General features: G+C 35.5%; 30 protein-coding genes. 19 read left to right on the top strand and 11 right to left on the bottom strand.

Annotated elements, in window-relative coordinates:
- The first annotated feature begins 178 nt into the window (after positions 1 to 178).
- From C6988_RS04050 to C6988_RS04040, 3 genes are all read left to right on the top strand, one after another.
- A complete protein-coding gene (locus C6988_RS04050) occupies positions 179 to 3,109 on the top strand; it encodes a prealbumin-like fold domain-containing protein (RefSeq protein ID WP_220463407.1) in 2,931 nt (976 codons plus the stop codon).
- Between the two features lie 124 nt (positions 3,110 to 3,233).
- A complete protein-coding gene (locus C6988_RS04045; RefSeq protein WP_220463406.1) occupies positions 3,234 to 3,836 on the top strand; it encodes a hypothetical protein in 603 nt (200 codons plus the stop codon).
- 181 nt (positions 3,837 to 4,017) lie between these two features.
- Positions 4,018 to 4,977, top strand: a complete 960-nt coding sequence (locus tag C6988_RS04040) for a hypothetical protein (protein WP_182133781.1) — start codon at positions 4,018 to 4,020, stop codon at positions 4,975 to 4,977.
- Between the two features lie 5 nt (positions 4,978 to 4,982).
- Here the strand turns inward: C6988_RS04040 and C6988_RS04035 are convergent, their stop codons facing one another.
- A complete protein-coding gene (locus C6988_RS04035) occupies positions 4,983 to 5,396 on the bottom strand; it encodes a cupredoxin domain-containing protein (RefSeq protein ID WP_182133780.1) in 414 nt (137 codons plus the stop codon).
- Between the two features lie 165 nt (positions 5,397 to 5,561).
- On the opposite strand from C6988_RS04035, the gene C6988_RS04030 reads away from it, so the two are divergent.
- Genes C6988_RS04030 through msrA form a run of 3 tightly spaced genes read left to right on the top strand, consistent with a single transcriptional unit; the run spans position 5,562 to position 7,267 of the window.
- Positions 5,562 to 5,792 carry an Lrp/AsnC ligand binding domain-containing protein gene (locus C6988_RS04030; protein WP_182133779.1) on the top strand — a complete coding sequence of 77 codons (231 nt, stop codon included), beginning with the start codon at positions 5,562 to 5,564 and terminating at the stop codon, positions 5,790 to 5,792.
- A gap of 8 nt (positions 5,793 to 5,800) precedes the next feature.
- Positions 5,801 to 6,775, top strand: coding sequence for an NAD(P)/FAD-dependent oxidoreductase (locus C6988_RS04025; protein ID WP_182133778.1), 975 nt, complete (start codon positions 5,801 to 5,803; stop codon positions 6,773 to 6,775).
- Positions 6,776 to 6,811: 36 nt separating this feature from the next.
- Positions 6,812 to 7,267, top strand: a complete 456-nt coding sequence (msrA, locus tag C6988_RS04020) for a peptide-methionine (S)-S-oxide reductase MsrA (protein ID WP_182133777.1) — start codon at positions 6,812 to 6,814, stop codon at positions 7,265 to 7,267.
- Positions 7,268 to 7,269: 2 nt separating this feature from the next.
- Here msrA and C6988_RS04015 read toward each other — a convergent pair whose 3' ends face one another.
- Positions 7,270 to 7,704, bottom strand: coding sequence for a universal stress protein (locus C6988_RS04015; protein WP_182133776.1), 435 nt, complete (start codon positions 7,702 to 7,704; stop codon positions 7,270 to 7,272).
- Positions 7,705 to 8,023: 319 nt separating this feature from the next.
- Here C6988_RS04015 and C6988_RS04010 point away from each other — a divergent pair, with 319 nt between their 5' ends.
- The 3 genes from C6988_RS04010 to C6988_RS04000 all read left to right on the top strand — a co-directional run bounded on the left by C6988_RS04010 (position 8,024) and on the right by C6988_RS04000 (position 9,141).
- Positions 8,024 to 8,263 carry an Lrp/AsnC ligand binding domain-containing protein gene (locus tag C6988_RS04010; RefSeq protein WP_182133775.1) on the top strand — a complete coding sequence of 80 codons (240 nt, stop codon included), beginning with the start codon at positions 8,024 to 8,026 and terminating at the stop codon, positions 8,261 to 8,263.
- 1 nt (position 8,264) lies between these two features.
- Complete coding sequence (locus tag C6988_RS04005) at positions 8,265 to 8,510, top strand: Lrp/AsnC ligand binding domain-containing protein (protein ID WP_182133774.1); 246 nt, start codon at positions 8,265 to 8,267, stop codon at positions 8,508 to 8,510.
- A 73-nt stretch (positions 8,511 to 8,583) separates the two neighbouring features.
- Positions 8,584 to 9,141 (top strand): hypothetical protein, encoded by a 558-nt coding sequence (locus tag C6988_RS04000; RefSeq protein ID WP_182133773.1) that lies wholly within the window; start codon positions 8,584 to 8,586, stop codon positions 9,139 to 9,141.
- Here C6988_RS04000 and C6988_RS03995 read toward each other — a convergent pair whose 3' ends face one another.
- Both C6988_RS03995 and C6988_RS03990 read right to left on the bottom strand, forming a co-directional pair.
- Positions 9,142 to 9,432, bottom strand: coding sequence for a DUF7508 domain-containing protein (locus C6988_RS03995; protein ID WP_182133772.1), 291 nt, complete (start codon positions 9,430 to 9,432; stop codon positions 9,142 to 9,144).
- A gap of 1 nt (position 9,433) precedes the next feature.
- Positions 9,434 to 10,339: a transcription initiation factor IIB gene (locus C6988_RS03990; protein ID WP_255464215.1), complete on the bottom strand. Its 906-nt coding sequence runs from the start codon at positions 10,337 to 10,339 to the stop codon at positions 9,434 to 9,436.
- 290 nt (positions 10,340 to 10,629) lie between these two features.
- Here C6988_RS03990 and C6988_RS03985 point away from each other — a divergent pair, with 290 nt between their 5' ends.
- The 3 genes from C6988_RS03985 to dps are packed head-to-tail and all read left to right on the top strand — an operon-like array spanning position 10,630 to position 12,328.
- On the top strand, positions 10,630 to 11,445 hold the full coding sequence (locus tag C6988_RS03985) for a TrmB family transcriptional regulator (RefSeq protein ID WP_255464214.1): 816 nt from the start codon (positions 10,630 to 10,632) through the stop codon (positions 11,443 to 11,445).
- 3 nt (positions 11,446 to 11,448) lie between these two features.
- Complete coding sequence (locus tag C6988_RS03980; protein ID WP_182133769.1) at positions 11,449 to 11,721, top strand: hypothetical protein; 273 nt, start codon at positions 11,449 to 11,451, stop codon at positions 11,719 to 11,721.
- A gap of 22 nt (positions 11,722 to 11,743) precedes the next feature.
- Positions 11,744 to 12,328: a DNA protection during starvation protein gene (gene dps / locus C6988_RS03975; RefSeq protein ID WP_182133768.1), complete on the top strand. Its 585-nt coding sequence runs from the start codon at positions 11,744 to 11,746 to the stop codon at positions 12,326 to 12,328.
- A 17-nt stretch (positions 12,329 to 12,345) separates the two neighbouring features.
- Here dps and C6988_RS03970 read toward each other — a convergent pair whose 3' ends face one another.
- Positions 12,346 to 13,734 carry a M57 family metalloprotease gene (locus tag C6988_RS03970; protein ID WP_182133767.1) on the bottom strand — a complete coding sequence of 463 codons (1,389 nt, stop codon included), beginning with the start codon at positions 13,732 to 13,734 and terminating at the stop codon, positions 12,346 to 12,348.
- A gap of 157 nt (positions 13,735 to 13,891) precedes the next feature.
- Here C6988_RS03970 and C6988_RS03965 point away from each other — a divergent pair, with 157 nt between their 5' ends.
- Positions 13,892 to 14,215 carry a hypothetical protein gene (locus C6988_RS03965; RefSeq protein WP_182133766.1) on the top strand — a complete coding sequence of 108 codons (324 nt, stop codon included), beginning with the start codon at positions 13,892 to 13,894 and terminating at the stop codon, positions 14,213 to 14,215.
- Here C6988_RS03965 and C6988_RS03960 read toward each other — a convergent pair whose 3' ends face one another.
- Complete coding sequence (locus tag C6988_RS03960; RefSeq protein WP_182133765.1) at positions 14,216 to 15,208, bottom strand: biotin--[acetyl-CoA-carboxylase] ligase; 993 nt, start codon at positions 15,206 to 15,208, stop codon at positions 14,216 to 14,218.
- 87 nt (positions 15,209 to 15,295) lie between these two features.
- On the opposite strand from C6988_RS03960, the gene C6988_RS03955 reads away from it, so the two are divergent.
- Complete coding sequence (locus C6988_RS03955; RefSeq protein ID WP_182133764.1) at positions 15,296 to 15,832, top strand: inorganic diphosphatase; 537 nt, start codon at positions 15,296 to 15,298, stop codon at positions 15,830 to 15,832.
- A 4-nt stretch (positions 15,833 to 15,836) separates the two neighbouring features.
- Here C6988_RS03955 and C6988_RS03950 read toward each other — a convergent pair whose 3' ends face one another.
- A complete protein-coding gene (locus C6988_RS03950) occupies positions 15,837 to 16,352 on the bottom strand; it encodes a hypothetical protein (RefSeq protein WP_182133763.1) in 516 nt (171 codons plus the stop codon).
- Positions 16,353 to 16,434: 82 nt separating this feature from the next.
- Here C6988_RS03950 and C6988_RS03945 point away from each other — a divergent pair, with 82 nt between their 5' ends.
- From C6988_RS03945 to ychF, 3 genes are read left to right on the top strand one after another with little or no spacing between them, the layout of a single operon-like run.
- Entirely contained in the window at positions 16,435 to 16,845 is a 411-nt protein-coding gene (locus C6988_RS03945; protein WP_182133762.1) for a CoA-binding protein, read from the top strand.
- Positions 16,846 to 17,205, top strand: coding sequence for a hypothetical protein (locus C6988_RS03940; RefSeq protein WP_182133761.1), 360 nt, complete (start codon positions 16,846 to 16,848; stop codon positions 17,203 to 17,205). It begins immediately after the preceding gene.
- 43 nt (positions 17,206 to 17,248) lie between these two features.
- Complete coding sequence (gene ychF / locus C6988_RS03935; RefSeq protein WP_182133760.1) at positions 17,249 to 18,460, top strand: YchF-related putative GTPase; 1,212 nt, start codon at positions 17,249 to 17,251, stop codon at positions 18,458 to 18,460.
- Positions 18,461 to 18,635: 175 nt separating this feature from the next.
- On the opposite strand, the gene C6988_RS03930 is transcribed toward ychF, so the two are convergent.
- The 3 genes from C6988_RS03930 to C6988_RS03920 all read right to left on the bottom strand — a co-directional run bounded on the left by C6988_RS03930 (position 18,636) and on the right by C6988_RS03920 (position 21,285).
- On the bottom strand, positions 18,636 to 18,872 hold the full coding sequence (locus tag C6988_RS03930; RefSeq protein ID WP_182133759.1) for a helix-turn-helix transcriptional regulator: 237 nt from the start codon (positions 18,870 to 18,872) through the stop codon (positions 18,636 to 18,638).
- A gap of 231 nt (positions 18,873 to 19,103) precedes the next feature.
- Positions 19,104 to 20,492, bottom strand: a complete 1,389-nt coding sequence (gene cysS, locus C6988_RS03925; protein ID WP_182133758.1) for a cysteine--tRNA ligase — start codon at positions 20,490 to 20,492, stop codon at positions 19,104 to 19,106.
- A gap of 7 nt (positions 20,493 to 20,499) precedes the next feature.
- Positions 20,500 to 21,285: an NAD+ synthase gene (locus tag C6988_RS03920; protein WP_182133757.1), complete on the bottom strand. Its 786-nt coding sequence runs from the start codon at positions 21,283 to 21,285 to the stop codon at positions 20,500 to 20,502.
- Between the two features lie 85 nt (positions 21,286 to 21,370).
- On the opposite strand from C6988_RS03920, the gene C6988_RS03915 reads away from it, so the two are divergent.
- On the top strand, positions 21,371 to 21,688 hold the full coding sequence (locus tag C6988_RS03915; protein WP_182133756.1) for a hypothetical protein: 318 nt from the start codon (positions 21,371 to 21,373) through the stop codon (positions 21,686 to 21,688).
- A gap of 5 nt (positions 21,689 to 21,693) precedes the next feature.
- On the opposite strand, the gene C6988_RS03910 is transcribed toward C6988_RS03915, so the two are convergent.
- Positions 21,694 to 21,996: a Rieske (2Fe-2S) protein gene (locus C6988_RS03910; RefSeq protein WP_182133755.1), complete on the bottom strand. Its 303-nt coding sequence runs from the start codon at positions 21,994 to 21,996 to the stop codon at positions 21,694 to 21,696.
- 83 nt (positions 21,997 to 22,079) lie between these two features.
- Here C6988_RS03910 and C6988_RS03905 point away from each other — a divergent pair, with 83 nt between their 5' ends.
- Positions 22,080 to 23,318: an adenosylhomocysteinase gene (locus tag C6988_RS03905; protein WP_182133754.1), complete on the top strand. Its 1,239-nt coding sequence runs from the start codon at positions 22,080 to 22,082 to the stop codon at positions 23,316 to 23,318.
- Positions 23,319 to 23,350 lie beyond the last annotated feature (32 nt).

Here is a 23,350-nt window from a genome sequence, read left to right as displayed (position 1 = left end):
GACAGATACACTATCTACAGCAGATTCCTTGCTTGCCTCCGTTACATTCAACCGTGCAATGACCGACTCCTTATCTACTGATGATTCAATCTCCAAGGTCACCTCATTTGCAAGAATACTTGTAGACTCTACCTCATTGGAGGATTCCATATCCCAATCCACATCATTTAGAAGATTCATGACCGATTCAATGTCCGTCTCAGAACCAACAATAATGAGAACATTTGGAAGAATATTAGAAGACAGTGCATCTGTGAATGACTCGCTTACAATCTTGCGTACAAGATACCGTTCAGTAGATGATTCAATGTCTGTCTCAGATCTAGTTGGTCTTAGAGGAAAACTAACTATAGAGACAAGAAACAATACCTTGATACCTGGTGCAGTATATGCCGTCACGCCTAACCCATTCACTGGATTAGGCTCTTTGACTGTCACTGATGGACTGTCTCCAGATTCGGATCTCTCTAACAACGGTTCGATTTCACTATCAGACGTGCTATTTGGAAGCTACAAGCTAAACCAAACCCAAGCACCTTCTGGATATGTATCAATAACCAAGAAGGGATTGGTAACAGTTCACGGTACGAACGTAAATGCATTAATGAAGTTCGTGGTAGTGACAAATGCCACGGATTTGCTCAATTCGAGTGTGATAGACATTGATAATGTCCATGTTGATAATGCACAATTTGCAACATTATTGAGTCCAATTAAGCTAACGAAAGTTAAGGACGGAATCCAGACGCCAATTACCAAAGTACATGATCTACCTGCACCCAAATTTGTAGGAAAAAACAACACCATTGGAATTACTAATGCCACAAAATCTCAATACAGTTTACTATACAAGTCACTTGCAGAATTGGCACCAAATGAATCACCAGACACTGTAATCAATGCCTTTAGATTGAATGCAACAGATGTTGGTAATTCAACATCATTATCATATGTTGGTGTACTTGCATCTACTGCACAAAGTACTGTTTATGGCCAGTACCTTGCAACTCAACCTGTAGAGCAGTTCAACTGTGGTCAGAGATACATCTACTCACTTGATGACACACTAGTTCCTACATATGGTGGAATCAAGAAGGTAGACTTTACAGTATTTGAAAACGGCACATGTCCTGGAACTCTTGATTACATCACATATGAGGTTTCATCAAAGCCACCTATAGAATCCGGTATTCCATCAATATCTGAGACCGATCCATTACAGGAAACATTACTATACATTAATGCAAGATTCCCATCAGAATTAGTAAATGGTACTGGAATAGACTTTGATAACTCTACTAACATTGAATCATATACATTCACTGTGTTTGCACCAAAGCCTCAGACAAATAACATAGATGACCTCACTGTCTATACATTTGATGAATCACTTGATGCCTGGACAAAATCTGGAATTACTGTGATGTCGAGAAATGAAGTGACATCTGGAACACATGCTGGTAAAGTCCAAGTAGAGTTTGAAGTCGAGCACACCTCAAAGTTTACTATTGGAGGAAAGAAATTACCCGCATCTGCTGGTTCAGGCAGTAGTGCTTCTCCAGGTCATGGTAAGGTTGGAGTTGGGCCTGCCAGTGTGGGTGCCGGTGCTGGAAGTGCTTCAGGTACCACATCAGAAAAGCCAGTACGACCATCTAGTACAACAAACATTGATAGTGTCTACTATAATGTCTGTGATGACAACATCGTCAAAGTAATGATCTCTGGCGGATTATTCCCATCAAATGTAGTACTACAAACAAAGCACTCTGGAATCATTCCTGCAAAACTAGCTGACTACCAACCGTATGCTATGGATAACCAATACTCTGATGTTCACAGATATGTCTATGAGGCCAGCATTAGTCCAAATGAGACATTCTTTGTTGTATCTGCAAATGGAGAATCAAGCATCTCTAACACCAGCATTCAGATAATAAACTGTGAAGGAAATGTATACCTGGTAAAAGAGGATCCATATTCCAAACCACAAATATTTGACTTTAAGTTAGAAGTTGACGGCCAAGATAGACTGGTCACTAGTAGCAATTCCTACGAATATCTTGAAGAACCAACATCAATAACTATCTCTGCATTAATTGATAATGCACAAAGTGAGCTTCGCAGAGCAGAGCTTAGACTAATCACAATGGGTGATGCTGACATTGAGCGAAATTACACTGGACTTAAGATGAAGATTGAAGATCTATCTGGAATATCAAATACTACTTCGCGAGTATTCATAACTGTTCCCGCATCATTGCTAAAGTCGCCTGCAACAGAGTTCTGGATACATGCCATAAATGCAGATGGTAAGATAAACGATTCAGAGCATCTCTACTTGGGATTAATTCCAAATGATATTGATTTGAATAATGTCGATGCAAAATTAGAGATGGATATGCAGACAATCAAACCACAGGGAACAACACTAAAACCACATGCATATTTACACAACAAAGAATCAACATCGATGTATGGTTTGATGACTCTATTGGTAGATGGAAAGCCTGTTGATGCTGTCCCGTACTTGTTTAAACCGGGATTCAATGATGTAGAACTTTCTTGGGTGATTCCAAAGAATGCTTCACGCCTTGATTATAACATTAGTGCAAGAGTGGACTTGTATGGAAATGGCTCTACTACAAATACGGGTGTATTGAATACCTTTGTCCGGACTCAATCTAAACAATTAGATTCCGTTACAGAGTTAGACCTAATTAGAAATGAACATGGCGATGTAGTTGCAAGACCTTCACTTATTTATGCATCAAACAATCACGACAATGACTTAAGATTTAGAGTTGTGTCTCCACAGGGTGTATGTGTGATTGGTTCTGATTCATCATGCTTGGTGAGCTCATCTACATATGGAAATCGAGGTGACTTGACAAGTGTACAAATTGGTGATCAGATTTACCGCATCAAGTACTCCGGTGCAGATAGTCCACTTGAGAGATTCTCAATTACATCATTTGATCCAATAACTGGTGATTGGCTGATTCAATTAGAATCCAATGATACAATTATCTCATATGCGGAGGCAGTCCACGAGGTAATTATCAAGATAAAGTACAGGGCAGAATCCTCTGTAATTACCACCCTTAATTGATATTCTATGAAAAAATGACCTGTGTCACTGTGCCTGAGATTAACAAAATCTGAGTACCCGTCTGTTCATTATTAACAAACTACTTCTAAAAACTCTCGCACTAATTATAGGTATGATGAAAAACTTGGGCCTCAAGCATTTTGGATTACTATTGGTGGCAATAGTAGCTGTATCTTCAGGTACAACCTATGCAATTTTAGAAGGAGTCTCAGTACAACCAACTATCAATAATGGAGTTCAGCTATTAGGTCACGTTGAGATAGTAGTTAGCGATGCACAGGGCAACATCAAGGCATATCGACAATCTGATAACATGATTGTTACTGATGGCATGGAGCTTTTAGCAGAGAATTTGTTTTCAACTGTAAATGCATCTTCCGCCAAAATCAGTCATATGGAAATTGGAACAGGTGGTGAAACAGCCCCTGCAGCAGGACAGACTGATATTATTACAGTAATATCCTCATGTGCTAGAGAAGTAGCTTCATTTAGTTCTGTTAACGGTACTATGAATGGTTCTCCAAATGCAAATGTTACAGCAACTGCAACATTTGAAGGCGGTAACGTGGGACCAAACGATTGTGATGATAGCAGCATTGATGAAGCCGCAATATTCAACCATGCCACTGGTGGCGAAATGTTTGCAAGAAACACATTCACCGCAGTTGAACTAACTGCAGACGATACATTGGCATTGACTTGGACATTCCAATTCACTGACACTTAGATCTGAATCTAGGAGTCTCAAAATTTTTATTCTAATCTTTCCTACGAAGGCATTATAAACAAAGCAAATTTCAAAATAATATGTCTGGTTCTGCTCTTCAATCAAGATTAAATTTGGGATTTTTGTTTCTGGAATTAAATTGAAATCTTTAATCTTTTTACTGATCTTTGGATTTATCTCTATGGTCCCAATTACTGCATACGCAGAAATACTAAGTTTCTCTGTAAACAAATCTCAATATGTTTCTGGAGAATCTGTGATTCTCAATGGTCAGATAGACTCACCACAACCTGGTCAATTTATCATTGTGCAAATTGTAAATCCTCAAAATTCTGATTTTGCTGCAGTAGATACCTTTCTTGCAAATTTTGATGGTAGTTTTTCTAAATCCTATAAAGCCGATGGTCCAAAATGGTTCCAAGCGGGAACTTACACTGTCAAAGTCTTCTACCTTGGAGAAGAATATCAAAAGTCATTTCAATTCTCGTTAGGTGATTCCTTAGAATCTCTACCTAAGAATACGCAAAAACTACCATCAGAATCTTTGACTCCAAAACCCTCTGTTGATGTTACTAAAGAGCCTAAAACCCATATTCCTGGCTTCCCTGCATTTGATAAATCTCCGCAATACTATATTGATAGATATAATTCTGATTTAGCATTCAAGGATTGGTTTGATTCTCAATTTTCTGGGCAAAGTATTGAAGATGCTGTAGGTTATCCTGATACACACACTCCTGATTTTCCAAAGTTAGATAGATCTCCTCAATACTATGTTGATTGGTATGACAGTGCAAATGACTTTAGAGATTGGTTTGATTCTCAATTTCCTGGCGAAACCATCTACACAGTTTTAGGATTTCCTAACCCTCCTGCAATTCCAGATTGGATACGCAATAATGCCGGATGGTGGTCTACTGGTAAGATCTCTGATAAAGAATTTGTATCTTCAATTCAATACATGATTGATAATCAAATTATCTTTATTCCAAATTTATCCAATTCAGAAACTGTTAGTAATGATTCCATTCCAGATTGGATACGCAATAATGCAAGTTGGTGGTCTGTAGGTCAAATTACTGATGATGAATTTATTACTGCAATAAAATTTCTAGTTGAACAAGGAATAATTCGAGTTTAGATTTATTATTTTACCATAACGATTCCTGTCATCCAGGGATGTGTTTGACAGTAGTAAAAGTATTGACCTGATTTAGAAAATACTTGAGAGAAATTTTCCTTTGGGAGAATTTTTCCACTATCAAATAAACCGTAATGACCTACTTCTGCACTTCCACTCACTATGGAGTGAACTTTATTACCTGCATTATACCATGTGACCTCTTGCCCAACATTAATCACAAGACCAGTTTCAGAATAACAGGATTCATTGATTTCACATCCTTGAGTGTCTGCATTTTTTGAAATATCTATCTGAATATCCCCAAATACAAATGAAGAGTTTCCTAGCAAAACTATGGATGCAATGGCTAGAACTCCAAACACAACACTTGCAAGTGTGAGTCTTTGTTCCTTGTTATGCTGAACTATCTGTGACATGATTTGGGAATCTAATTATTTCATATATCGAAATCTAATTTTTGTTTGTCCTGGATAGTCTTTTTGCTTATACTGGACAAACCTGACATGTTTTTACAAGAAAATTTGCCAAATTTAGGCACGATCTCAGAGAAACTTTTTATCAATAGGTTCAGGAGATACCTCATGAATGAGGCCTATGTTCTTCTAAATGTTGATTACAAAAATCAAAGAGAAATTATTGAAGGGTCCAAAAAAATCTCTGTAGTTAAAGCAGTAAAGACCGTTTATGGCATTTGTGATATTTTGGTAATTCTTGAATCTGATGACATGCAAAAAATCAAGGATGCAATAGATAACGATCTACATAACATGAATGGTATCAAAAACTTAACTTCGTTAATCTCTGTAAACTAATTTAGAAATTGGCCCAAGAATATGAAATTATTATAGTTGGAGCAGGTCCTGCTGGTCTTTCAGCTGGAATATACATTGCAAGACAACAAGTCTCGGTTTTAGTTATCTCAAAAGATTTGGGTGGGCAGCTTAACTTGATTCCGAAACTTGAAAATTATCCGGGTACTATTATGTCAAGTGGCCCTTTACTTGCAAAAACTTTAGAGAGTCAATTCTTGTCATTCAAAGGTGAGATGACATATGATACTGTGGAAAAAATTGAAGAAGTAGAAGGTAAGATGAAAGTTAAGACATCTCGTTCAGAATATTTTGCAAAAGCTATAGTTGTTGCTGCTGGTAAAGTTCCAAATAATTTAGGATTAGAAAATGAATCTCAATTTGCAAACAAGGGAGTACATTATTGTACAAAATGTGATGCACCATTCTATCAGGGACGAACTACCGCATCAGTAGGTGTTGGCGCCTATCTCTTAGAATCCGGCATACTGCTTTCAAGAATGGCATCAAAGGCATACATGATTTACAAAGGCGGAAAACTTGGTGGCGATAAAGATCTAATTGCATCCCTTGAGAAAAAAGAAAATGTTGAATTAATTCCAAGCTCTAGTATTAAAGCCATCTCTGGCAATGGGACTCTCCAACAAATTACTGTAGTTGACGCTACCGGTTCAGAAAAAACCCTGCAAGTTGATGGTCTGTTTATTGAGATGGGTTCTAAAATTAATTTGGATTTTGTAAAGGATTTGGTTACAATTAACACTAAAGGTGAGATAGAAATTGAATCTGGAGGAAAAACTTCACATCCTGCAATATTTGCAGCTGGAGATGCAACAAGCATCCCCTATAAGCAAATTGTTGCTGCATGCGGAGATGGTGCTGCAGCAGGGCTTTCTGCATTTAATTATGTCGAAAAGCTAAAGGGAAAACCTGGAATTCGTGCCGATTGGAAAAAACAGATTGGCGATACAGTGTTCCATTACTAGTGTTAGATTTTTAATCTCAATTTACTAATGTATGGCATGAAGGCTACATTTGCAGCTGGGTGTTTTTGGCATGTCGAGGAAATCTTTCGTAAAACCCAGGGTGTCTTAGATACTACTGTAGGTTATATTGGCGGAAAAATTGAAAATCCTACATATGAACAGGTCTGTACTGATAAGACGGGTCACGCAGAAGCAGTTCAAGTAGAATATGATCCTCAAAAAATCTCCTATGGTGAATTATTGGACATCTTTTGGAATAATCATAATCCTACTACTCTAAATCGGCAGGGTTTTGATATTGGAATTCAATATCGTTCTGCAATATTCTACCATGATTCTGCTCAAGAAGAATCTGCCAAAAAATCTAAAGAATCCTTAGAGAAATCCGGAAAATTCCAAAACCCAATAGTGACTGAAATTGTCCCTGCCCCAACATTTTACAAGGCAGAAGATTACCATCAAAAATATTTTGTAAAGAATGGTATGGTATAAGATTATTTTACTATTAAAACTGGAATGCTAGATTCATGTATAACAAAGTTTGATGTACTTCCAAGGAACATACTCTTGAGGGAACTTCTGCCTCTTGATCCAATAACTATTAAATCAAATTTATTATTTTTTTGATGAGCTGTTTTTACAATGTTGAATCCAATATTGCCTTGTAGAATTTTTGTTGTAAATGAAACTCCTGCTTTTCCACATGTCTTCTTTGCATTATCTAGTACAGTACGTGCTTCTTTCTTCATCTCGTTACTTATTGAAGATACGCCGCGTGTTTCAGAATATGATTGTGTGTACATGCAATAGACTCCAGTAATCTTCGCTTTGCAATTTTTTGAAATTGTAATTGCCATTTCTAAGGCTCTAATGGAATTCTTGGAACCATCAATTGGTACAAGTATTTTACTGATGGAATTGCTCTGCATGATAAAATTTTGAATTCACAGGTTAAAAACCTAGAGATAGAATTTGTTAATTTGTAAAGTTCTGGTGGACCCAAGGGCTAACTATGGTCTGGCTGGGAAGGGTGTTGGCAGCGGGTCCAACAGACTAGTTATAATTTCATTAAATAGAATCTATGTAATTGTGTGTTCAAAACAAACGAACTATGCATTTCTGGTGTTTAATTTGGGGAAAAACGATTTTCTTATGAACACTTTTTCATAAATCTGATATTTTTTTAAACAATTTCTAACCTAATTCCTAATTGATATTAAATAACATAATTTGATAATTATGTTGAAAATGGCATCAGCATATGTGCTAATCAATTGCGAGTTAGGTTCTGAAGAATCTGTTATTTCTCAACTAAAAGCACTTGATTCGGTAAAGGAGGTGCATGGAACATTTGGAGCATATGATATCTTGGCAAAAGTTGTTTCTGATGAAGTGAGTGCTCTAAGAGAGACCATTACATGGAAGATTAGAAAAATCGATAAAATCCGTTCTACCCTGACATTAATGGGAATAGAAGGCCAAGAATAAAATGCCTACAACCTATTTTTTACTAAACGTGACTCTTAATCAGGAACAATCTGTTATAGATAATATCAAAAACTCTCTTTCCGAAATTGCAGATATAATATTTGACATACAAGGTGTTTTTGGTGTGTATGATATTGTACTCAAAGTTACTTCTGATTCAGAAGATTCCCTGCGAAATGCTGTGATGAACAAAATAAGATCCATTCAAAACATTCAATCTTCTATTACAATGATTGTTAATGAATGATGTCCACTAGATTATGTCATTTGTGAATCTTAATTTTCATATTTGTAATTAATATCTAGATTACTTCTCTAGTATGGATATTCTTGGAATAGCCGAAGAAAACTTTCTAATTTCATACGGTGTGGTTTTTCTTATTGGAATTCTACAGGGTGCAATACTTGGACGTGGTATAAGAAAACGCTTTCCAAGATTAAAAATTCATGCAAGGATCACTTCGATTGTTTTGTTACTATTATTTTCAATTAACGCAATTTCAAACGTAATTAAATTTGCAATTCCAGAAAAAATCACCGTTTCTGAAATTGTCGTCCCTGCTACTCCTGAGGAAGGAGTTGCTTTTTTAATTAATGTCCTTGGATTAAATGCTGGATTTGGAACTATTGTAGCACTTTTTGTTTCTGTCACATTGGTCTTGTTTTTTAAATTCGCCGAGATACCAAATGTTGCAAGATATTTCATGTTTGGATTAAGCGTTATAGTGCTTTTGGTTGCTATTCTAAGCCGATTTACAGAATATGTTCCAAGTTTCTTTCAAGTAATGATGTATACCTTTTATCAATTTGGTATAACTGGCGGAATATTTTTTGTAACTAGGCGTCGTGAACACGAGGAATTACCGGAATTCCGATAATTACTCCATACATTTTGGCAGTTTTCCTTCATGTCTGTTTTTGTAATCTTGGATTAATTCCTGATAGATTTTTTGATATTGTTCTGATATGGTATACCTGAATCTAGTCGCCTGGGCGGTACAATCATTGGATAACGTATCTGCTAGTTCTTTTCTAATGTTTTCCGTTCCTTGAATTAGTAGTATCTTCATTGCAGCATGCATCATAAATACACCTGGTTTTGTTGGTGACTTGTTGATGGTTTCAGAATTGTAATCTAGCCAATCCGACCATGATATGCTTTCAGACATTCTAATCCTGAAGAATTTTCCTTAATCCTGCACATCGATTCCTAATCGTAACTTCTGTCACTCCAGATGCAATTGAGATTTCTTTTTGTGATTTTGATTCGCCACCACTAATACATGCAAGATAAAGTGCGGCAGCTGCTATTCCCATAGGATCTTTCCCTGCAACAATTCCTAATTTTTTTGCTTTATCTAATATTGCCACTGCCTTGCGTTTTGTTTTTTCGCTTAATTCTGCTATGCTTGCAATTCGTGAAACCCCTTTAACAGGATCTACTACTGGCATCTTTAGCTCTAATTCTCTAAAAATTAATCTGTAACATCTTGCAACATCTTTTCTTCTAATGTTGATTCCTTTTGCAACATCATCTAAAGTTCTTGGAGTTTCAGTATTACGACATGCAGCGTATAAACAGGCTGCTACCAATCCTTGAATTGATCTTCCTCTTACAAGTTTTTTTTCCATTGCTTTTCGATAAATATATGCAGCCTTTTCTACTACTGCATCACCTAAAGCAAGCTTGTCCTTTAGCTTGTCCATTTCATTTAGTGCTTGTCGTAAGTTTCTGTCTGCTGATGAATGTGCCTGTGTTCTACTGTCCCATGTTCGTAATCTCTCAATTGAGCTCTTCATGCTTGCAGATAGAGGTTTACCTGTAGAATCCTTATTCACTGCTCCAATGATGGTTGAAAGTCCCATATCGTGCATGGTGATTGATGTTCCAGCTCCTGCGCGAGCTCTGTTTGTTTCATCATTTGCAAATGAGCGCCACTCTGCCCCCGTATCCTCTAGTTTATCATTAACGACAAAACCACAAATTCCACAGATTAACTCTCCAGTGTTTTCATCTGATACCATTTTTGATTTACCGCAAGAGGGACATCGTTGTGCAGATATTGACGTGTTCAAAGGACAGATAGATGTGGTATTTTGACTTATTATCCATTTTACGCATATTCTTAGGGTGATTTGTGTGTAGGTCAAGCTAACCTTCATTCTAAGTTTTTAGAATGAGATTTCGTGAGTACTTTTCTATCAGAAAACTCTTTCAAAATTAAAAATTTCCTTAGTGCGATCAGATTTGCGATCACAAAATTAGGTTTGAATCTGTAAATTTTACGCAAGACAAGGATCGTAAAATGTTTGGCAAAAACACACAAGAAATAATATTGTAATTTTTCATTTTCATTCTTTGTATGATGAGCTCTGAAGAATTATCATCCCATCTTGAATACTTTGGATTAGACCAAGTTGATTCAAAAATTTACATGGGGTTGTTGCAACTTGGTTCGATCTCTGTTGGTACAATGGCTGCAAAATTAGAAATTGATAGAGGAAAGGCATATCGTTCATTAAACAAATTAAAAAACTTTGGAATCGTCACAACAACTTTTTCAAATCCTACAATATGCACAGCTGTTGAACCAAAAACTGCATTAGCTTCAATAATTGAGCGACACGATGATGAAATCACCACGATGAAGAATCTTGCAAAAAAACTTACAGAACAACTATCAACAGTTACAAAAACTGCTGAATCGCCAGACATTACATCCTTGTCTATCATTCAGGGAAGAACAAACGTCTATTCACGCATTGGAAAGATGATTCAGAGTGCAAAAAATCAAGTTTACATCATGACTACTATTGAAGATCTCACGATGATGTATCATACTTCAATTCCTGAGAAAATATCTATTGCAAAAATGAATGGTGTTGAAGTCAACATCCTGACACAATTGAATACTGACAAAGATTATCCTTTGATTCATAGATTAAACTCATCAGACGTCAAATTAGGGAAACTTCCTTCAAAGAGCAGAATTATTGTGGAATGTGATAGGCAATTGATCATGTCTGGGGCAATTAGTGATGCAGTGAATCTAAAGGATGAAGGAGATTCGATTCTATTTACAAATTCTTCGGAGATGGTAAATAACATGTTTAGCTTATGTTCACTTTTGTGGAAAAAATCTAAAAAATTAGAATTATCTGTTATTTCCCAACGTGAGTAAGAATTGAAATTTAACCAGGTTCAAACACTCGAAGATAAATCTAAAAAATCATTATCATTGAATCCTAATTTTACTCCAGAACAAAAATATCTGATTGATACGCTAGTTGACCCAATTCACGTTATATCCAACTCAAATGAGTTGCTAAAGCAGAAAATACTTCCTTTTGTGGATGTTCCAACGAAAGAATATTTTTACATGATAGAAAGGGCACAAAATAGACTTCTTGAGACTCTTGAAAAAATTAGAGATAATTCAAATCCTAAGGCTTTTTAGTTCCATCCTATAATCGCCTTTAATGACTGATTCAAAACCAAATGTCGTTGGTATTGAAATTCTCAAAAAAAATGGCCTTAATGTGGATGAATTAGTGAAATCCTTGGTTGTAAATGCTGCAGTGGAATTTACTGCCTATTATTATTTCACAAATCTTAGGGCTCATTGTACAGGAATGGACGGTGAAGGAATAAAGGGAATAATTGAAGATGCAAGACTAGAAGATCTTAGTCACTTTGAATCTTGTATAGAAAGAATCTATCAATTAGGTGGAAGCCTCCCAAATGATGCAACTGAATTCATAAAAATATCTGGCTGTGAATTCCTTCAATTGCCTCCAAATCCAACTGACTTGAAAGCAATTTTGGAAAAATGCCTAAAAGCTGAACAGGGTGCAATAGTAAACTGGGATAAAGTTTGCAAGATGACTCATGGAAAAGATCCTGCTACATACGAAATAGCAAAAGACATTCTTGCCGAAGAAATTGAACATGAATCTTGGTTTCTTGAATTATTATATGGTCGTCCATCAGGACATATGCGAAGAAAATATTCTGGAGAACGTCCTCACACTCGTAAACATTCAAGAGCACTTGATATGGCTTAGGCCATATGCTTTATTTTTTAACTTAGAATACAATATGCATAAGATGGTTTCAATGATGGATACATAATATTATTTTCATCTGAGGTATGCTTTAGTCCAATTGAGTGTCCAAGCTCATGCGTCATTATCATTTTGACCGTCTGTACATCATACAGTTGGAAACTACCATCACACGAATAATCTCCAAGTGCAACTTCTACTACTCCCTTGCCTAGATGAGCATGCCCTAATACTCCTGTTCCTAAATCTCGTACAACCCATGTGGTCCAAATATTTGCCTCATGTTTTTTGTTTGTGTATGTAAATTTTATTTTTGCAGTTTGATTATTGACTTTCAAATCTTGAGTTTCCCAAAAACTTAATGATTCACTTAGTGTTCCTACATGATCAAGTGGCAATCCTGAAGGTTGTTCGTTTACAAATATTTTGTAATCGATAATGTATGTTCCATTGATAATTTGGTATGTTGGATCTGGAAATTTATCTGCAGCTGATTTTGCTTCTTGTTCAAAATTCCACTTTACATAGTCTCTGAGGAATTTTTTAATCACATCTCTACTTGGATTTGGATATTCAATGTATCTTTTTTCATCAGAGATGTTCTTTGATATCGTTGACAGATATTTTTCAAACGTATTGTATTCTTCCTCTTGTCTTTGTTGTATTTCATATGCCGTAGGCTTACTGTTTATTACGATGAATCCTTTTTCTATCATAAATTGAATACTTGAGACAAATTCATTATCTGAAATTTCTCCATTTGACCACCATCGTGCATTATCTTTAATCCATGATGGAATTGAACCTGCTTTGTTTTCTTCATTGTATGTGCTGGGGATTTTTATTATATTATTATTCACCATGTATCCTATGGATGATAAAAACTCCTCATCGCTTATGGTTTTTTGACTCCACCATTCTGCATTCTGTTTTACCCAGAATGGAATCTCAATTAATGTAGTATTTTGTGGAGGCGAGGGTTTTGGTGTGGGAACATATGGGTACTTTGTGATCGTTTTATCGATAAATTGATAATAGTTTTTAGCAACTCTATTTTCAGGTTCTATCTCTAGAACTTTTTCAAAATATTTTTGCGATTCTGTATATTCGCCCAAGTTCCCAAAACCAATTCCCATACCAAGTAAGGATATCACATCTTCTGGCTCCTTTTGAAGGGCCTTGTAGAATTGTTTTAGTGAATTGGGATGCTGTTCCAGATTGCTTAACGCAATACCCTTCATTTTCAACGTTGAGACATTATCTGGTACAATTCTTAGAATATCATCATAGATTTTTACCGCAGCAGAGTAATCTCCAACTACAAAATGCTTTTTTGCCTCATCAAACAATATGGCCGGATCTTTTTCCTCTTGGGCAGAAACTGTGTCTATTGTTACTAGGGACATGAAAACACATACCAATAAAATTACGATTCTATTCAATAGAACATTTAGAAATTCAGATTTAGATATGTCTTATTCATAATTTGTATGGTTTTATGCATCAATATTATGACCTGAGTTAAGGAAAAAACTTTAACAGCCAAGACTAATTCCTGATTATATGAAAAAAATGGGACTCGGAGCCTTATCTGACATCCAGCAAAAAATTAAATCTGCAAAAAGTGATCTCAAAGAAATTATTGACCTTTCTCAACCGTTGCCTGAGCTTATAACTTCTGCAAATTTGATTAGAGCAAATGAACATCTAACCAAAACAAATAGCAAACAGTCTGAATTAATTACCTATTATGATGCTTATACTCAACATTTGGAAACTCTCTTAGAAACTGTCTTTGAAATTCAAGATGATCTGAAAAATCTTCTTCGCGAGCAATCAAAATTGATAGAGAAAACACCAAAAAAGGCAAAAAGAACACGAAAATAATCATCTTAAATGGATTGCATCTCCTGCTACAATCCTCTCGGTCTTGACTCCTTTCTTAATTACTAGTGCTCCATCATCATCAATTCTAATGGCTTTACCGCGGATTTTTTTACCCCCGCTAATTTGAACATTTTTTCCTATGGTGGCAGATCTCTTCTTCCATGCATCAAGAATGATTTTTGAATTTTTCTTGTTTAACTCTTCAAAAATATTTTCTAATTCATACAGTAATACTTGGAAAAATTTTATTGGACTGCTTGATTTTGTCAAACTTGTAATTCCATACGCGTTGGGAGTACCTTTGATTGATTTTTCAATTTTTTTTGTATCTACATCAAAATTTATCCCAATGCCAATTACCACATTGTGGATCTTATTTGATTCCATTGATACGTCTGTGAGAATTCCTGCCACTTTTTTATTATTCAACATGACGTCATTTGGCCATTTCAGACTAGGCTTCTGATTAAGCTCTTTTTCTATTGCAGTAGCAATTGCAACTGATACTCCTAATGGTAAAATAGTAAGCGCCTCTACATCAAATTTTGGATGGATAATGATTGATACCCATATGCCGCCATGAGGTGAAACCCATTTTCTTCCCTCTCTTCCTTTTCCCAGTGTTTGTTTATGTGCAATAACGACTGTTCCATTTTCTTTTGATTCTTCAGATATCTTTAACGCAAAATTCTGTGTAGAATCAATGGAATCAAAAAAGTATGCCCTTTTTCCAATTTTTTTTGTCTGCAAGCCGTTTGTAACTTCCCATGGCAAAAGCATCTTTGTGTTTTCTACTAGTTTGTATCCTAGTTTTTGTTTTGATTCAATTTTGTATCCTAATTCTTGTATTTTCTTGATGTGTTTCCAGATTGCAACCCTGCTGATTTTTAGAACATCGCTAAGGTCTTGACCTGAGAGGTATTCTTTGTTATGTGTTTTTAAAAACGACAGTACTCTAACTAATCCGACATTATCATAAGAATTGTATATCAATTAACCGTGGTTAATCAGAGGAAGAATTTATTATTTCATGGCTAAAAATATCGTACAAAACATATACGAATACATTCCAGTTTTAACATGACAAAAAATTTCTGGCATGATATTGATTCTGGCCCCGATATCCCTGATATCATAAATGTAATAATTGAAATTCCAAAGGGCTCCCAAAACAAGTACGAATACGATAAAACCTATAATCTAATGAAACTTGACCGTGTTTTGTTTTCACCTTTTCACTATCCTGGTGATTATGGAATTGTTCCTCAAACATTATCTGATGACAACGACCCATTAGATGCCATGGTTCTAGTTACAAATCCTACGTACCCTGGCATCTTAATTGAAGCAAGACCTATTGGTCTTTTACAAATGAAGGACCAAGGTCAAATGGATGATAAAATAATCTGTGTCTCAACAAATGATCCGCGATACTTTCATACTAATGACATTCATGATATTGAAGATCATTATCGTTCCGAGATTGCTCATTTCTTTCAAGTGTATAAGGATCTAGAGGGGAAAAAAGTAGAAATTATTGGATGGGAGTCTTCTCAAATTGCAAAAAAAGTCATAGTAGAATCTGTAAAAAGATATCGTGAGACATTAAAGCAGTAATTTTTTAAAAACCAATGTCAAAATCAAATCCTCCGCCATCTCCATCTCCGGAAAAGTCGCTCTCTCCTCCGGTATCTGTTCCTTCGGGGATTTGGTCAGCTGGTACATAATCATTCATCTGTGCACCAATCATACTAAACATCATTGAAAACATCATGATGTCCATAATTCCAAAAAACATCATCATTGGTAAAATTGATCTGTTATTGTCCATGTAGTCGTTTAACTTGTCTTTGTTTCCTGCTTTGTATAGGGCAACCATCTCCCCCCAATTTGCTTCTAGCTCGTGAATTCTATGTTCAACTTCGTTATCTCCTTTTTCGGTGGTCTTTATCTCGATCTTTTTACCTAGCCATCCTTTCTTCTCTTCAACTTTGATTAGTCCTCTTTCTTCTAATTTTTCTAAAATTTTGTTTAGCTCTTCGGGTTCTAATTTTGCAATTCTTCTAATCTTATCAAAGTCTTTTGCTCCACTTTTGATTGTACCAAGCACAATCATGTCTTTTGGCTCATTTTCCATAAGCCAAATTAGCAATATCTGTATAAAAATTATTCAACTTTTGAAAAGCAATATTCTTTACCCTCCTTTGATAAAACTGTACATGGAGCAAGATCAACACTCTGATGAAGAGATTAGAAATATTCTATCTATGAAGAATGTCGCTGTTGTGGGTATGTCAAAAAATTCCGAAAAGGCTGCTCACTATGTTCCAAAATACCTTATGAATAATGGCTATAACATTACTCCAATAAACCCAACTGCAGAAGAAATTCTTAATAAAAAATGCTACCCTGACATCTCTGCTGTAGATGAGCAAATTGACATTGTGGATGTTTTTAGACCCTCTGAGGATGTCTTGCCTGTAGTGCAAGAGGCAATTAAAAAGCAACCCAAAGTCATCTGGTTGCAGGAAGGCATCCATAACAAAGAAGCCGAAGACCTTGCTAGAAAAGCTGGAATTACTGTTGTTTTTAATCGATGTATGCTAGCAGAGCATCAAAGGCTTTCCTAAATGACTACATTTTCTGAATTTAACAAAGAACTTGAAAAACTCGTTGAATCATTTTCAAAAAACGGTGTTCAACTAAAAATCGAAAAAAGCGATGATGACATTATAAAAATTTACGGTGAAAACATCAACTCATTATCTAGGGCACAAAATGGATTGGAGGATGTGATGGAATTATCCTACACTACTGCTGAGCACCACCCTTATTGGAATCTTCTTTACCATTGTACACTAATTTCAAAAAATGTTTTGGACAAGTGGAACACAAGTTTGAACAAAGATGATTTGGATGAAATTCGATGGTCAATTGCTGAGATGCAAAACTCTTGTGATAAGATCTCACAAGACCCACACGACGAATAAAAATCTCAGGCAGAGATAAATATTCAGTGGCTGATTCCTAATCATGCCGATTAAAATTGGTCTTATCGGCAAGACAAATACCGGCAAGACTACCTTCTTCAACGCAGCTACGCTGTCTTCTGAAGAAGTATCAAGCTATCCATTTACAACAAAGAAACCTGTTTCCGGAATAGCAAACGCTATCACCCTCTGTGTACATCCTGAATTTAACGTCCATGATAATCCCAATAATTCTAAATGCGTTGATAGCTGGAGATACATTCCAATTGAGCTAATCGACCTACCCGGATTGATTAAAGATGCATGGAAGGGAAAAGGATTGGGAAATCAATTTTTATCAATTGCAGCTCAATCTGATGCATTACTACATATTGTTGATGCTTCTGGCGGCATCGATTCTACTGGTCAAATAAGTGAGGTAGGGTCTGGTGATCCAATTTCAGATTTTGCTGACATTGAAGAGGAGCTAATCATGTGGTATCAAAAAATCTTTGAGGGAAATCGTGACAAAATCTCTAAACTTGTGAAGTCTGAGACTGATTTGATTGATGCACTAACTGATCTTTATCGAGGTATTGGTGTTACAAAAAGTCATGTAAAAGACACTTTGAGAATCTCTGAATTGGAGGAAAAGGAAGTTGATGACTTTGGGATTGAAGACAGTAAAAAATTTGCATCCCACCTGCGAAGAATTTCAAAGCCAACATTAATTGTAGCAAATAAGATTGATGTTGAAGGAGCTGACAAAAACTTTGCTCGCTTGCGTGAGCGCTACATTGATACCATAACTGTTCCTGCCAGTGGGGATAGCGAATTAAGCTTGAGACGTGCTGAACAAAAAGGATTGATAAAATATTCTCCTGGGTCAGAACAATTCGATATACTCCAATCAGATGCATTAAATGAAAAACAAACCCATGCATTGAATTTAATTAAAAAAGATATCATGGGCGAATACATGCGCACTGGAGTACAGTTTGCAATTAACGTTGCAGTGTTTAAGCTACTAAAGATGAACTCTATCTATCCAGTTGCAGATGAGCAAAAACTTGCTGATCGAAAAGGAAGAATTCTTCCAGATTTGATTTTGATGAAAGATGGTGCAACGATAAAAGACTTGGCAAAGGAAATACACACTGATCTTCCAAAAGGACTACTTTATGCAAAAGACCTCAGATATAATCTCCGATTACCTGTCACATACCAACTTCGCGATCGTGATGTTGTGTCTCTCGTTAGCGCTTCAAAAAAATAGTTATTTGCAAAAAACTCTATTAGGAATTTTGCTCAAATTTTAATAGAAATTAATAATATTTTCTCATCAATACTACTGTTCCATTATATCCTAAATTGACTTGCAATGCTTATGCCCGATACTTCTGAAATATGGGTCAGCAAAATTATTTCAAAAAAACATGATGATTCTAAAACTAATCATTATGATTTACAATCAAAACTATGACGTTTTGATTGCCTTCTTTTCTTACTGTGATAATTCCTTTCTCTTCTAATCTCTTTATCGTGCGCCATACTGTGGTTCTAGGCTCATCAAGCTGATTTCTAATATCTTTTTCATACACCTGACCTCCATTTGCATAAATAAATGAGATGATCTTTCTGTCACATTCTCTGAGACTTTTGATAATTTGATTAATCTGCTCAATCATTATGTTCTTCCTCTCTTCTTTGATGCTGCTTCTAGTGCACAGGAAAAGGAACAGTAGTTGCTTGCCCTATTTTCAAATTTTTTACAGCACCAGTCGCATGTTTGAATCAATTTAATGATTTGAGCCTCTTAATTCATTTAAGGAACGCTAATGATTCCTATTTTTTGTTGCAAATTAGACAAAATCAAGTACAAAACGTCTTGTTTTGAATTAAAAAGAATTTTTTAGAACCTATCTGTCTGATTTAATTCTCTCTTTTTTCATCCAAATGGTTCTTGATTTATGATCGATTAATTCTATCCCTCTGCTAGAAATTTCATCTCTAATTTTGTCTGCCTGTTCATAATTTTTATCCTTCCTGAATTTTTCTCTATCTTCTAGCATTTTATTCACCTTTGTGATTTCATCATCAGAAATTTCTGGAATGTATAAACCCAAAATTCCAAGCATTCTATTGAACTCTGTTAAGAAAATACTTGAAATTGATTTTGTTAATTCTTCTTCAGATGCTATTCGATTAATCTCCTTTACCAGTTTGAAAAATGCGACTGTTGCCAAGTGTGTATCCATGTCATCATTCAACGCATCATCAAAGCTCTTTTTACAATTCTCTACAACCCTCTCTAAATCTTTAGCATTCCCTTGTGATTTTGAGTGAATCATTTCGTAGTACGCTGCTTCTACTTGCCTCCACTTGGTAATGTTTTCTCGTAGAAGGTCTTCTGAGTAATCAATTGGCTTAGAATAGTGTCCTGATAAACAAAATAGTCGAATAATGTTTGGACCCCAATTCTCTAAGACGTGCTTTATGGTCTTGATATTGCCAAGTGACTTTGACATCTTTTCCCCATTGATTGTAACCATTCCAACATGCATCCATGTCTTTGCAAATTCCTTACGTGTAAAAGCTTCAGACTGTGCGATTTCATTTTCATGATGTGGAAAAATCAAATCCCTCCCTCCTCCGTGAATATCAAAAGAATTACCAAGGTATTTCAAACTCATTGCAGAACACTCAATGTGCCATCCAGGTCTGCCTTTGCCCCAAGGACTATTCCATGTAGGCTCTGAATCAGAAAACTTCCATAATGCAAAATCTAATGGATTATTCTTTTGCTCATCAATTTCAATCCGTGCACCAGATTGCAGATCATCAATTTTTTTCTTTGAGAGTTTTCCATACTCCTGAAATTTTGATACAGCAAAATACACTCCGTGCTTTGATACGTATGCAATTTTTTGCTCAATTAACCCTGAAATAAGATCTAACATGTCTTGAATGTGTTCAGTTGCTTTAGGATATGTTGTTGCCCTTTTGATGTTTAGTGTATCAAAGTCATTAAAATAATTTTGAATATACTTTTCTGATATCTCAGAAGCAGAAACTCCTTCTTTAGAGGCCCTATTGATTATTTTATCATCAACATCTGTAAAATTTTGTACAAAATTGATCTTTTTTCCTTTATTCTCAAGAAATCTTCTTAGTACGTCAAAAATGATTATCGTTCTTGCATGGCCAATATGTGATTCATCATATACTGTTACTCCGCATAGGTAAATTCTAACATTTTGTGTATTTACTTCGTTGAGTTTTCCAGTTAGTGTATCGTGTATCATCATGGCAATTCTATGTGGGCTTTGGCGCAGTTATTCGCTTGTGTTCACTAATTTTGTATAATGAATGGATTTTTTCTACTGTTTGAATTGGAATCTCTGTTTTCGTTGAGGTCTCTTGAATTGTTAGTTTTTTATCAATCAGACAATATAGAATCGGATCAATTTCTTCATATTTTACTCCTATCTCATCTTCAGCAAAATGATCTTTCAGCAAATGCGGACCACTTTTTTTAGCGATAATAGAATCTGGTACGCGCAAAAACTCGGCTAACTTTCTTACTTGTAATTTGTATAGAGATATGATAGGCTGTATGTCTGCGCTACCATCTCCAAATTTTGTAAAGTAACCTAAGAGGTACTCGCTCTTATCACTAGTTCCTACGACAAGATAATTTTTTGAATTTGCATAATAATAAAGAAGATTTGCCCTAATTCTTGCTCTGAGATTTCCTTTTGCTTTCTCATTTGGTTCAAGGTATTTTGAATATTCATTTACAATTAGACTGATGTCAATTAGCTTATAGTCTATCCCTAGTTTGTCTATCATCTTTAGCGCATCCTCTGTTTCACTTTTTGGGGAAATTTTTGTATCTGGCATTATTAGTGCAGTAACCTTTGATTTCATTTCTCTTTGACACAGATATGCTACTACTGCTGAATCTATTCCTCCACTTAGTCCAAAAATTAATCCTTCAGATGATGCCGCTTGAAGTTGTTTTACAAGGAAACTTTGAATGTTCTCTGTAATCTCTTGATAATTCTTATTTGCTATTTCTGCAATGATTTCTTTATTCAATATGAGTACTCGTAATGCATTGTCATAAAAGTTATCTCAAGGTATATTCCCAAAGACTATAAACTGATGTAATCTACTAACTTTCATGAATCTTACACCAGAAGACAAAAATGAATTAGAATCAATTTTACAAATTGTTACAAACCAGATCCCAAATTACTTTAACTTGATAAACCCGTCAAAAAATGATTGGGAGATTGAAAACGTAGAAGATTGTGTTTTTGGTATGGTCTTTAACTCATTTGTTTCAAAATCAACAGAGTATTTGAAAAACATGATAATTGACAAAAACCCAGAATCAGATCTTAATTCTAATCTTGAATATTTTGAAACCACAATCAATTTTTTTAATGCAAAAATTCCTCACGTAAAGCAGGCAATCGTTTCAGTTTCTAAATCTTAAAAATATTAAACATCGACATAAATTCCGTCGTCTTTAACTTGAACTTCATACTTTTGGAGTTTTACATCCTTTAGATAGTCAATTAGCTCTCCGGTCTTTATGTTGTAGTGCCAAAAGTGTAATGGACACTCTACAATATCCCCGTCTAGTTTTCCGGGTGCAATCGATCCATCTTGGTGAACACATAATGCATCTAACGCATGGAATCCATCTTGGTTAAACACTGCAATTCGCTTTCCATCAATTTTGAATTCTCGTCCTTTTCCTGATGCAATTGCATTCTTTTCTGCAATCTTCTTCCATGCCATGAATTTAGTCAATTTTTTGTCATTTATTTAGATTCGCATGTTTACGTGATAGAATTTTATAGTCATGACCTTTGGTTTTTTCATTGAGTAAAGTAAAGAATCCAAAATTGGCCAAGCAAGGCAGACTTTCATATGAATGGGCACGAAGTCATATGGAAATATTAGATAATACTCTAAATCGATTAAAAAAATCAAAACCACTAAAAGGAATCACTTTGGGTTTCTGCCTTCATATCACTAAAGAAACATCTGTGTTGTTAATGGGTGCAAAGGAATTAGGTGCAACAGTAGCAGCTTGCGGTGGAAATCCATTAACTACTCAAGATGATATTGCAGCATTTTTGGCATCACAAGGAATTCATATCTATGCTTGGACTGGACAAACTAACAAAGAATATGATTGGTGTATAGAACAAGTTCTGAATCATAAACCTGACATCCTGACTGATGATGGCGCTGACATGAATGTCAAAGTACATTTTGATAAAAAATATCAAAAATTAAAAATTCTTGGAGCAACTGAGGAGACCACGGCAGGTGTCACAAGAATCAAAGCTGTTGAAAAACAAGGCAAACTAAAGTACCCAATTATTGTTGTTAACGATGCATACACAAAACACATGTTTGATAATCGATATGGTACTGGACAGAGTACCATTGATGGCTATCTTCGTGCAATGAATTTGCTGATTGCATCAAAACGTGTTGTCGTAGTTGGATATGGTTGGGTTGGAAAGGGAGTTGCATCTCGTTCTCAAGGAATGGGTGCTAAAGTTATCGTTACCGAAATTGATCCGATTAAGGCATTAGAAGCTCATATGGATGGTTTTGAAGTAATGCCAATGGCTCAAGCTGCAAAGCTAGGTGATATTTTCATCACCTGTACCGGAATGACAAGTGTAATTCGTAAAGAACACATACTGAAAATGAAATCTGGAGCAATACTTGGAAATGTTGGACACTTTGATGTGGAGATTGATTCTGACTTTTTACTAAAGCAATCAAAATCTGTAAAGCAAGTTAGAGCAAACCTTGATGAGTGCACACTCAAGAATGGAAAGAAGATATATCTTATTGGTCAAGGCAGATTGGCAAACCTTGTTGCAGCTGAAGGTCATCCTCCAGAGGTAATGGCCCAGTCCTTCTCAAATCAAATTCTATCTATTTTATACATCCTCAAGAACCATAAAAAAATGGAGACTAAGGTTATCAAAGTACCTGATGAAATTGATAAACAGATTGCAGTTGATGCTCTCAAAGCCATGGATGTGAAAATCGATAGATTAAACGCAGAGCAGATAAAATACATGAATAGCTGGTAAAGCTTCTTAATCTTAGAATTAACTTAAGAGTA

Source organism: Nitrosopumilus sp. b1 (assembly GCF_014078545.1).
Lineage (GTDB): Archaea > Thermoproteota > Nitrososphaeria > Nitrososphaerales > Nitrosopumilaceae > PXYB01.
The sequence above is the reverse complement of the archived record's forward strand: the minus strand, read 5'-3'. Positions and strand labels throughout refer to the sequence as shown.

Coding starts and splice junctions, on each gene's coding strand:
- C6988_RS03945 (WP_182133762.1), top strand. CDS start 16,435: ATGGAGCAAGATCAACACTCTGATGAAGAGATTAGAAATATTCTATCT.
- cysS (WP_182133758.1), bottom strand. CDS start 20,492: ATGATGATACACGATACACTAACTGGAAAACTCAACGAAGTAAATACA.
- msrA (WP_182133777.1), top strand. CDS start 6,812: ATGAAGGCTACATTTGCAGCTGGGTGTTTTTGGCATGTCGAGGAAATC.
- C6988_RS03965 (WP_182133766.1), top strand. CDS start 13,892: ATGAAAAAAATGGGACTCGGAGCCTTATCTGACATCCAGCAAAAAATT.
- ychF (WP_182133760.1), top strand. CDS start 17,249: ATGCCGATTAAAATTGGTCTTATCGGCAAGACAAATACCGGCAAGACT.
- C6988_RS04015 (WP_182133776.1), bottom strand. CDS start 7,704: ATGCAGAGCAATTCCATCAGTAAAATACTTGTACCAATTGATGGTTCC.
- C6988_RS04040 (WP_182133781.1), top strand. CDS start 4,018: ATGGTCCCAATTACTGCATACGCAGAAATACTAAGTTTCTCTGTAAAC.
- C6988_RS03915 (WP_182133756.1), top strand. CDS start 21,371: ATGAATCTTACACCAGAAGACAAAAATGAATTAGAATCAATTTTACAA.
- C6988_RS04050 (WP_220463407.1), top strand. CDS start 179: ATGACCGATTCAATGTCCGTCTCAGAACCAACAATAATGAGAACATTT.
- C6988_RS04000 (WP_182133773.1), top strand. CDS start 8,584: ATGGATATTCTTGGAATAGCCGAAGAAAACTTTCTAATTTCATACGGT.
- C6988_RS04030 (WP_182133779.1), top strand. CDS start 5,562: ATGAATGAGGCCTATGTTCTTCTAAATGTTGATTACAAAAATCAAAGA.
- C6988_RS04035 (WP_182133780.1), bottom strand. CDS start 5,396: ATGTCACAGATAGTTCAGCATAACAAGGAACAAAGACTCACACTTGCA.
- C6988_RS03985 (WP_255464214.1), top strand. CDS start 10,630: ATGAGCTCTGAAGAATTATCATCCCATCTTGAATACTTTGGATTAGAC.
- C6988_RS04005 (WP_182133774.1), top strand. CDS start 8,265: ATGCCTACAACCTATTTTTTACTAAACGTGACTCTTAATCAGGAACAA.
- C6988_RS03950 (WP_182133763.1), bottom strand. CDS start 16,352: ATGGAAAATGAGCCAAAAGACATGATTGTGCTTGGTACAATCAAAAGT.
- C6988_RS04010 (WP_182133775.1), top strand. CDS start 8,024: ATGGCATCAGCATATGTGCTAATCAATTGCGAGTTAGGTTCTGAAGAA.
- C6988_RS03910 (WP_182133755.1), bottom strand. CDS start 21,996: ATGGCATGGAAGAAGATTGCAGAAAAGAATGCAATTGCATCAGGAAAA.
- dps (WP_182133768.1), top strand. CDS start 11,744: ATGACTGATTCAAAACCAAATGTCGTTGGTATTGAAATTCTCAAAAAA.
- C6988_RS03955 (WP_182133764.1), top strand. CDS start 15,296: ATGACAAAAAATTTCTGGCATGATATTGATTCTGGCCCCGATATCCCT.
- C6988_RS03930 (WP_182133759.1), bottom strand. CDS start 18,872: ATGATTGAGCAGATTAATCAAATTATCAAAAGTCTCAGAGAATGTGAC.
- C6988_RS03995 (WP_182133772.1), bottom strand. CDS start 9,432: ATGTCTGAAAGCATATCATGGTCGGATTGGCTAGATTACAATTCTGAA.
- C6988_RS03940 (WP_182133761.1), top strand. CDS start 16,846: ATGACTACATTTTCTGAATTTAACAAAGAACTTGAAAAACTCGTTGAA.
- C6988_RS03970 (WP_182133767.1), bottom strand. CDS start 13,734: ATGTCCCTAGTAACAATAGACACAGTTTCTGCCCAAGAGGAAAAAGAT.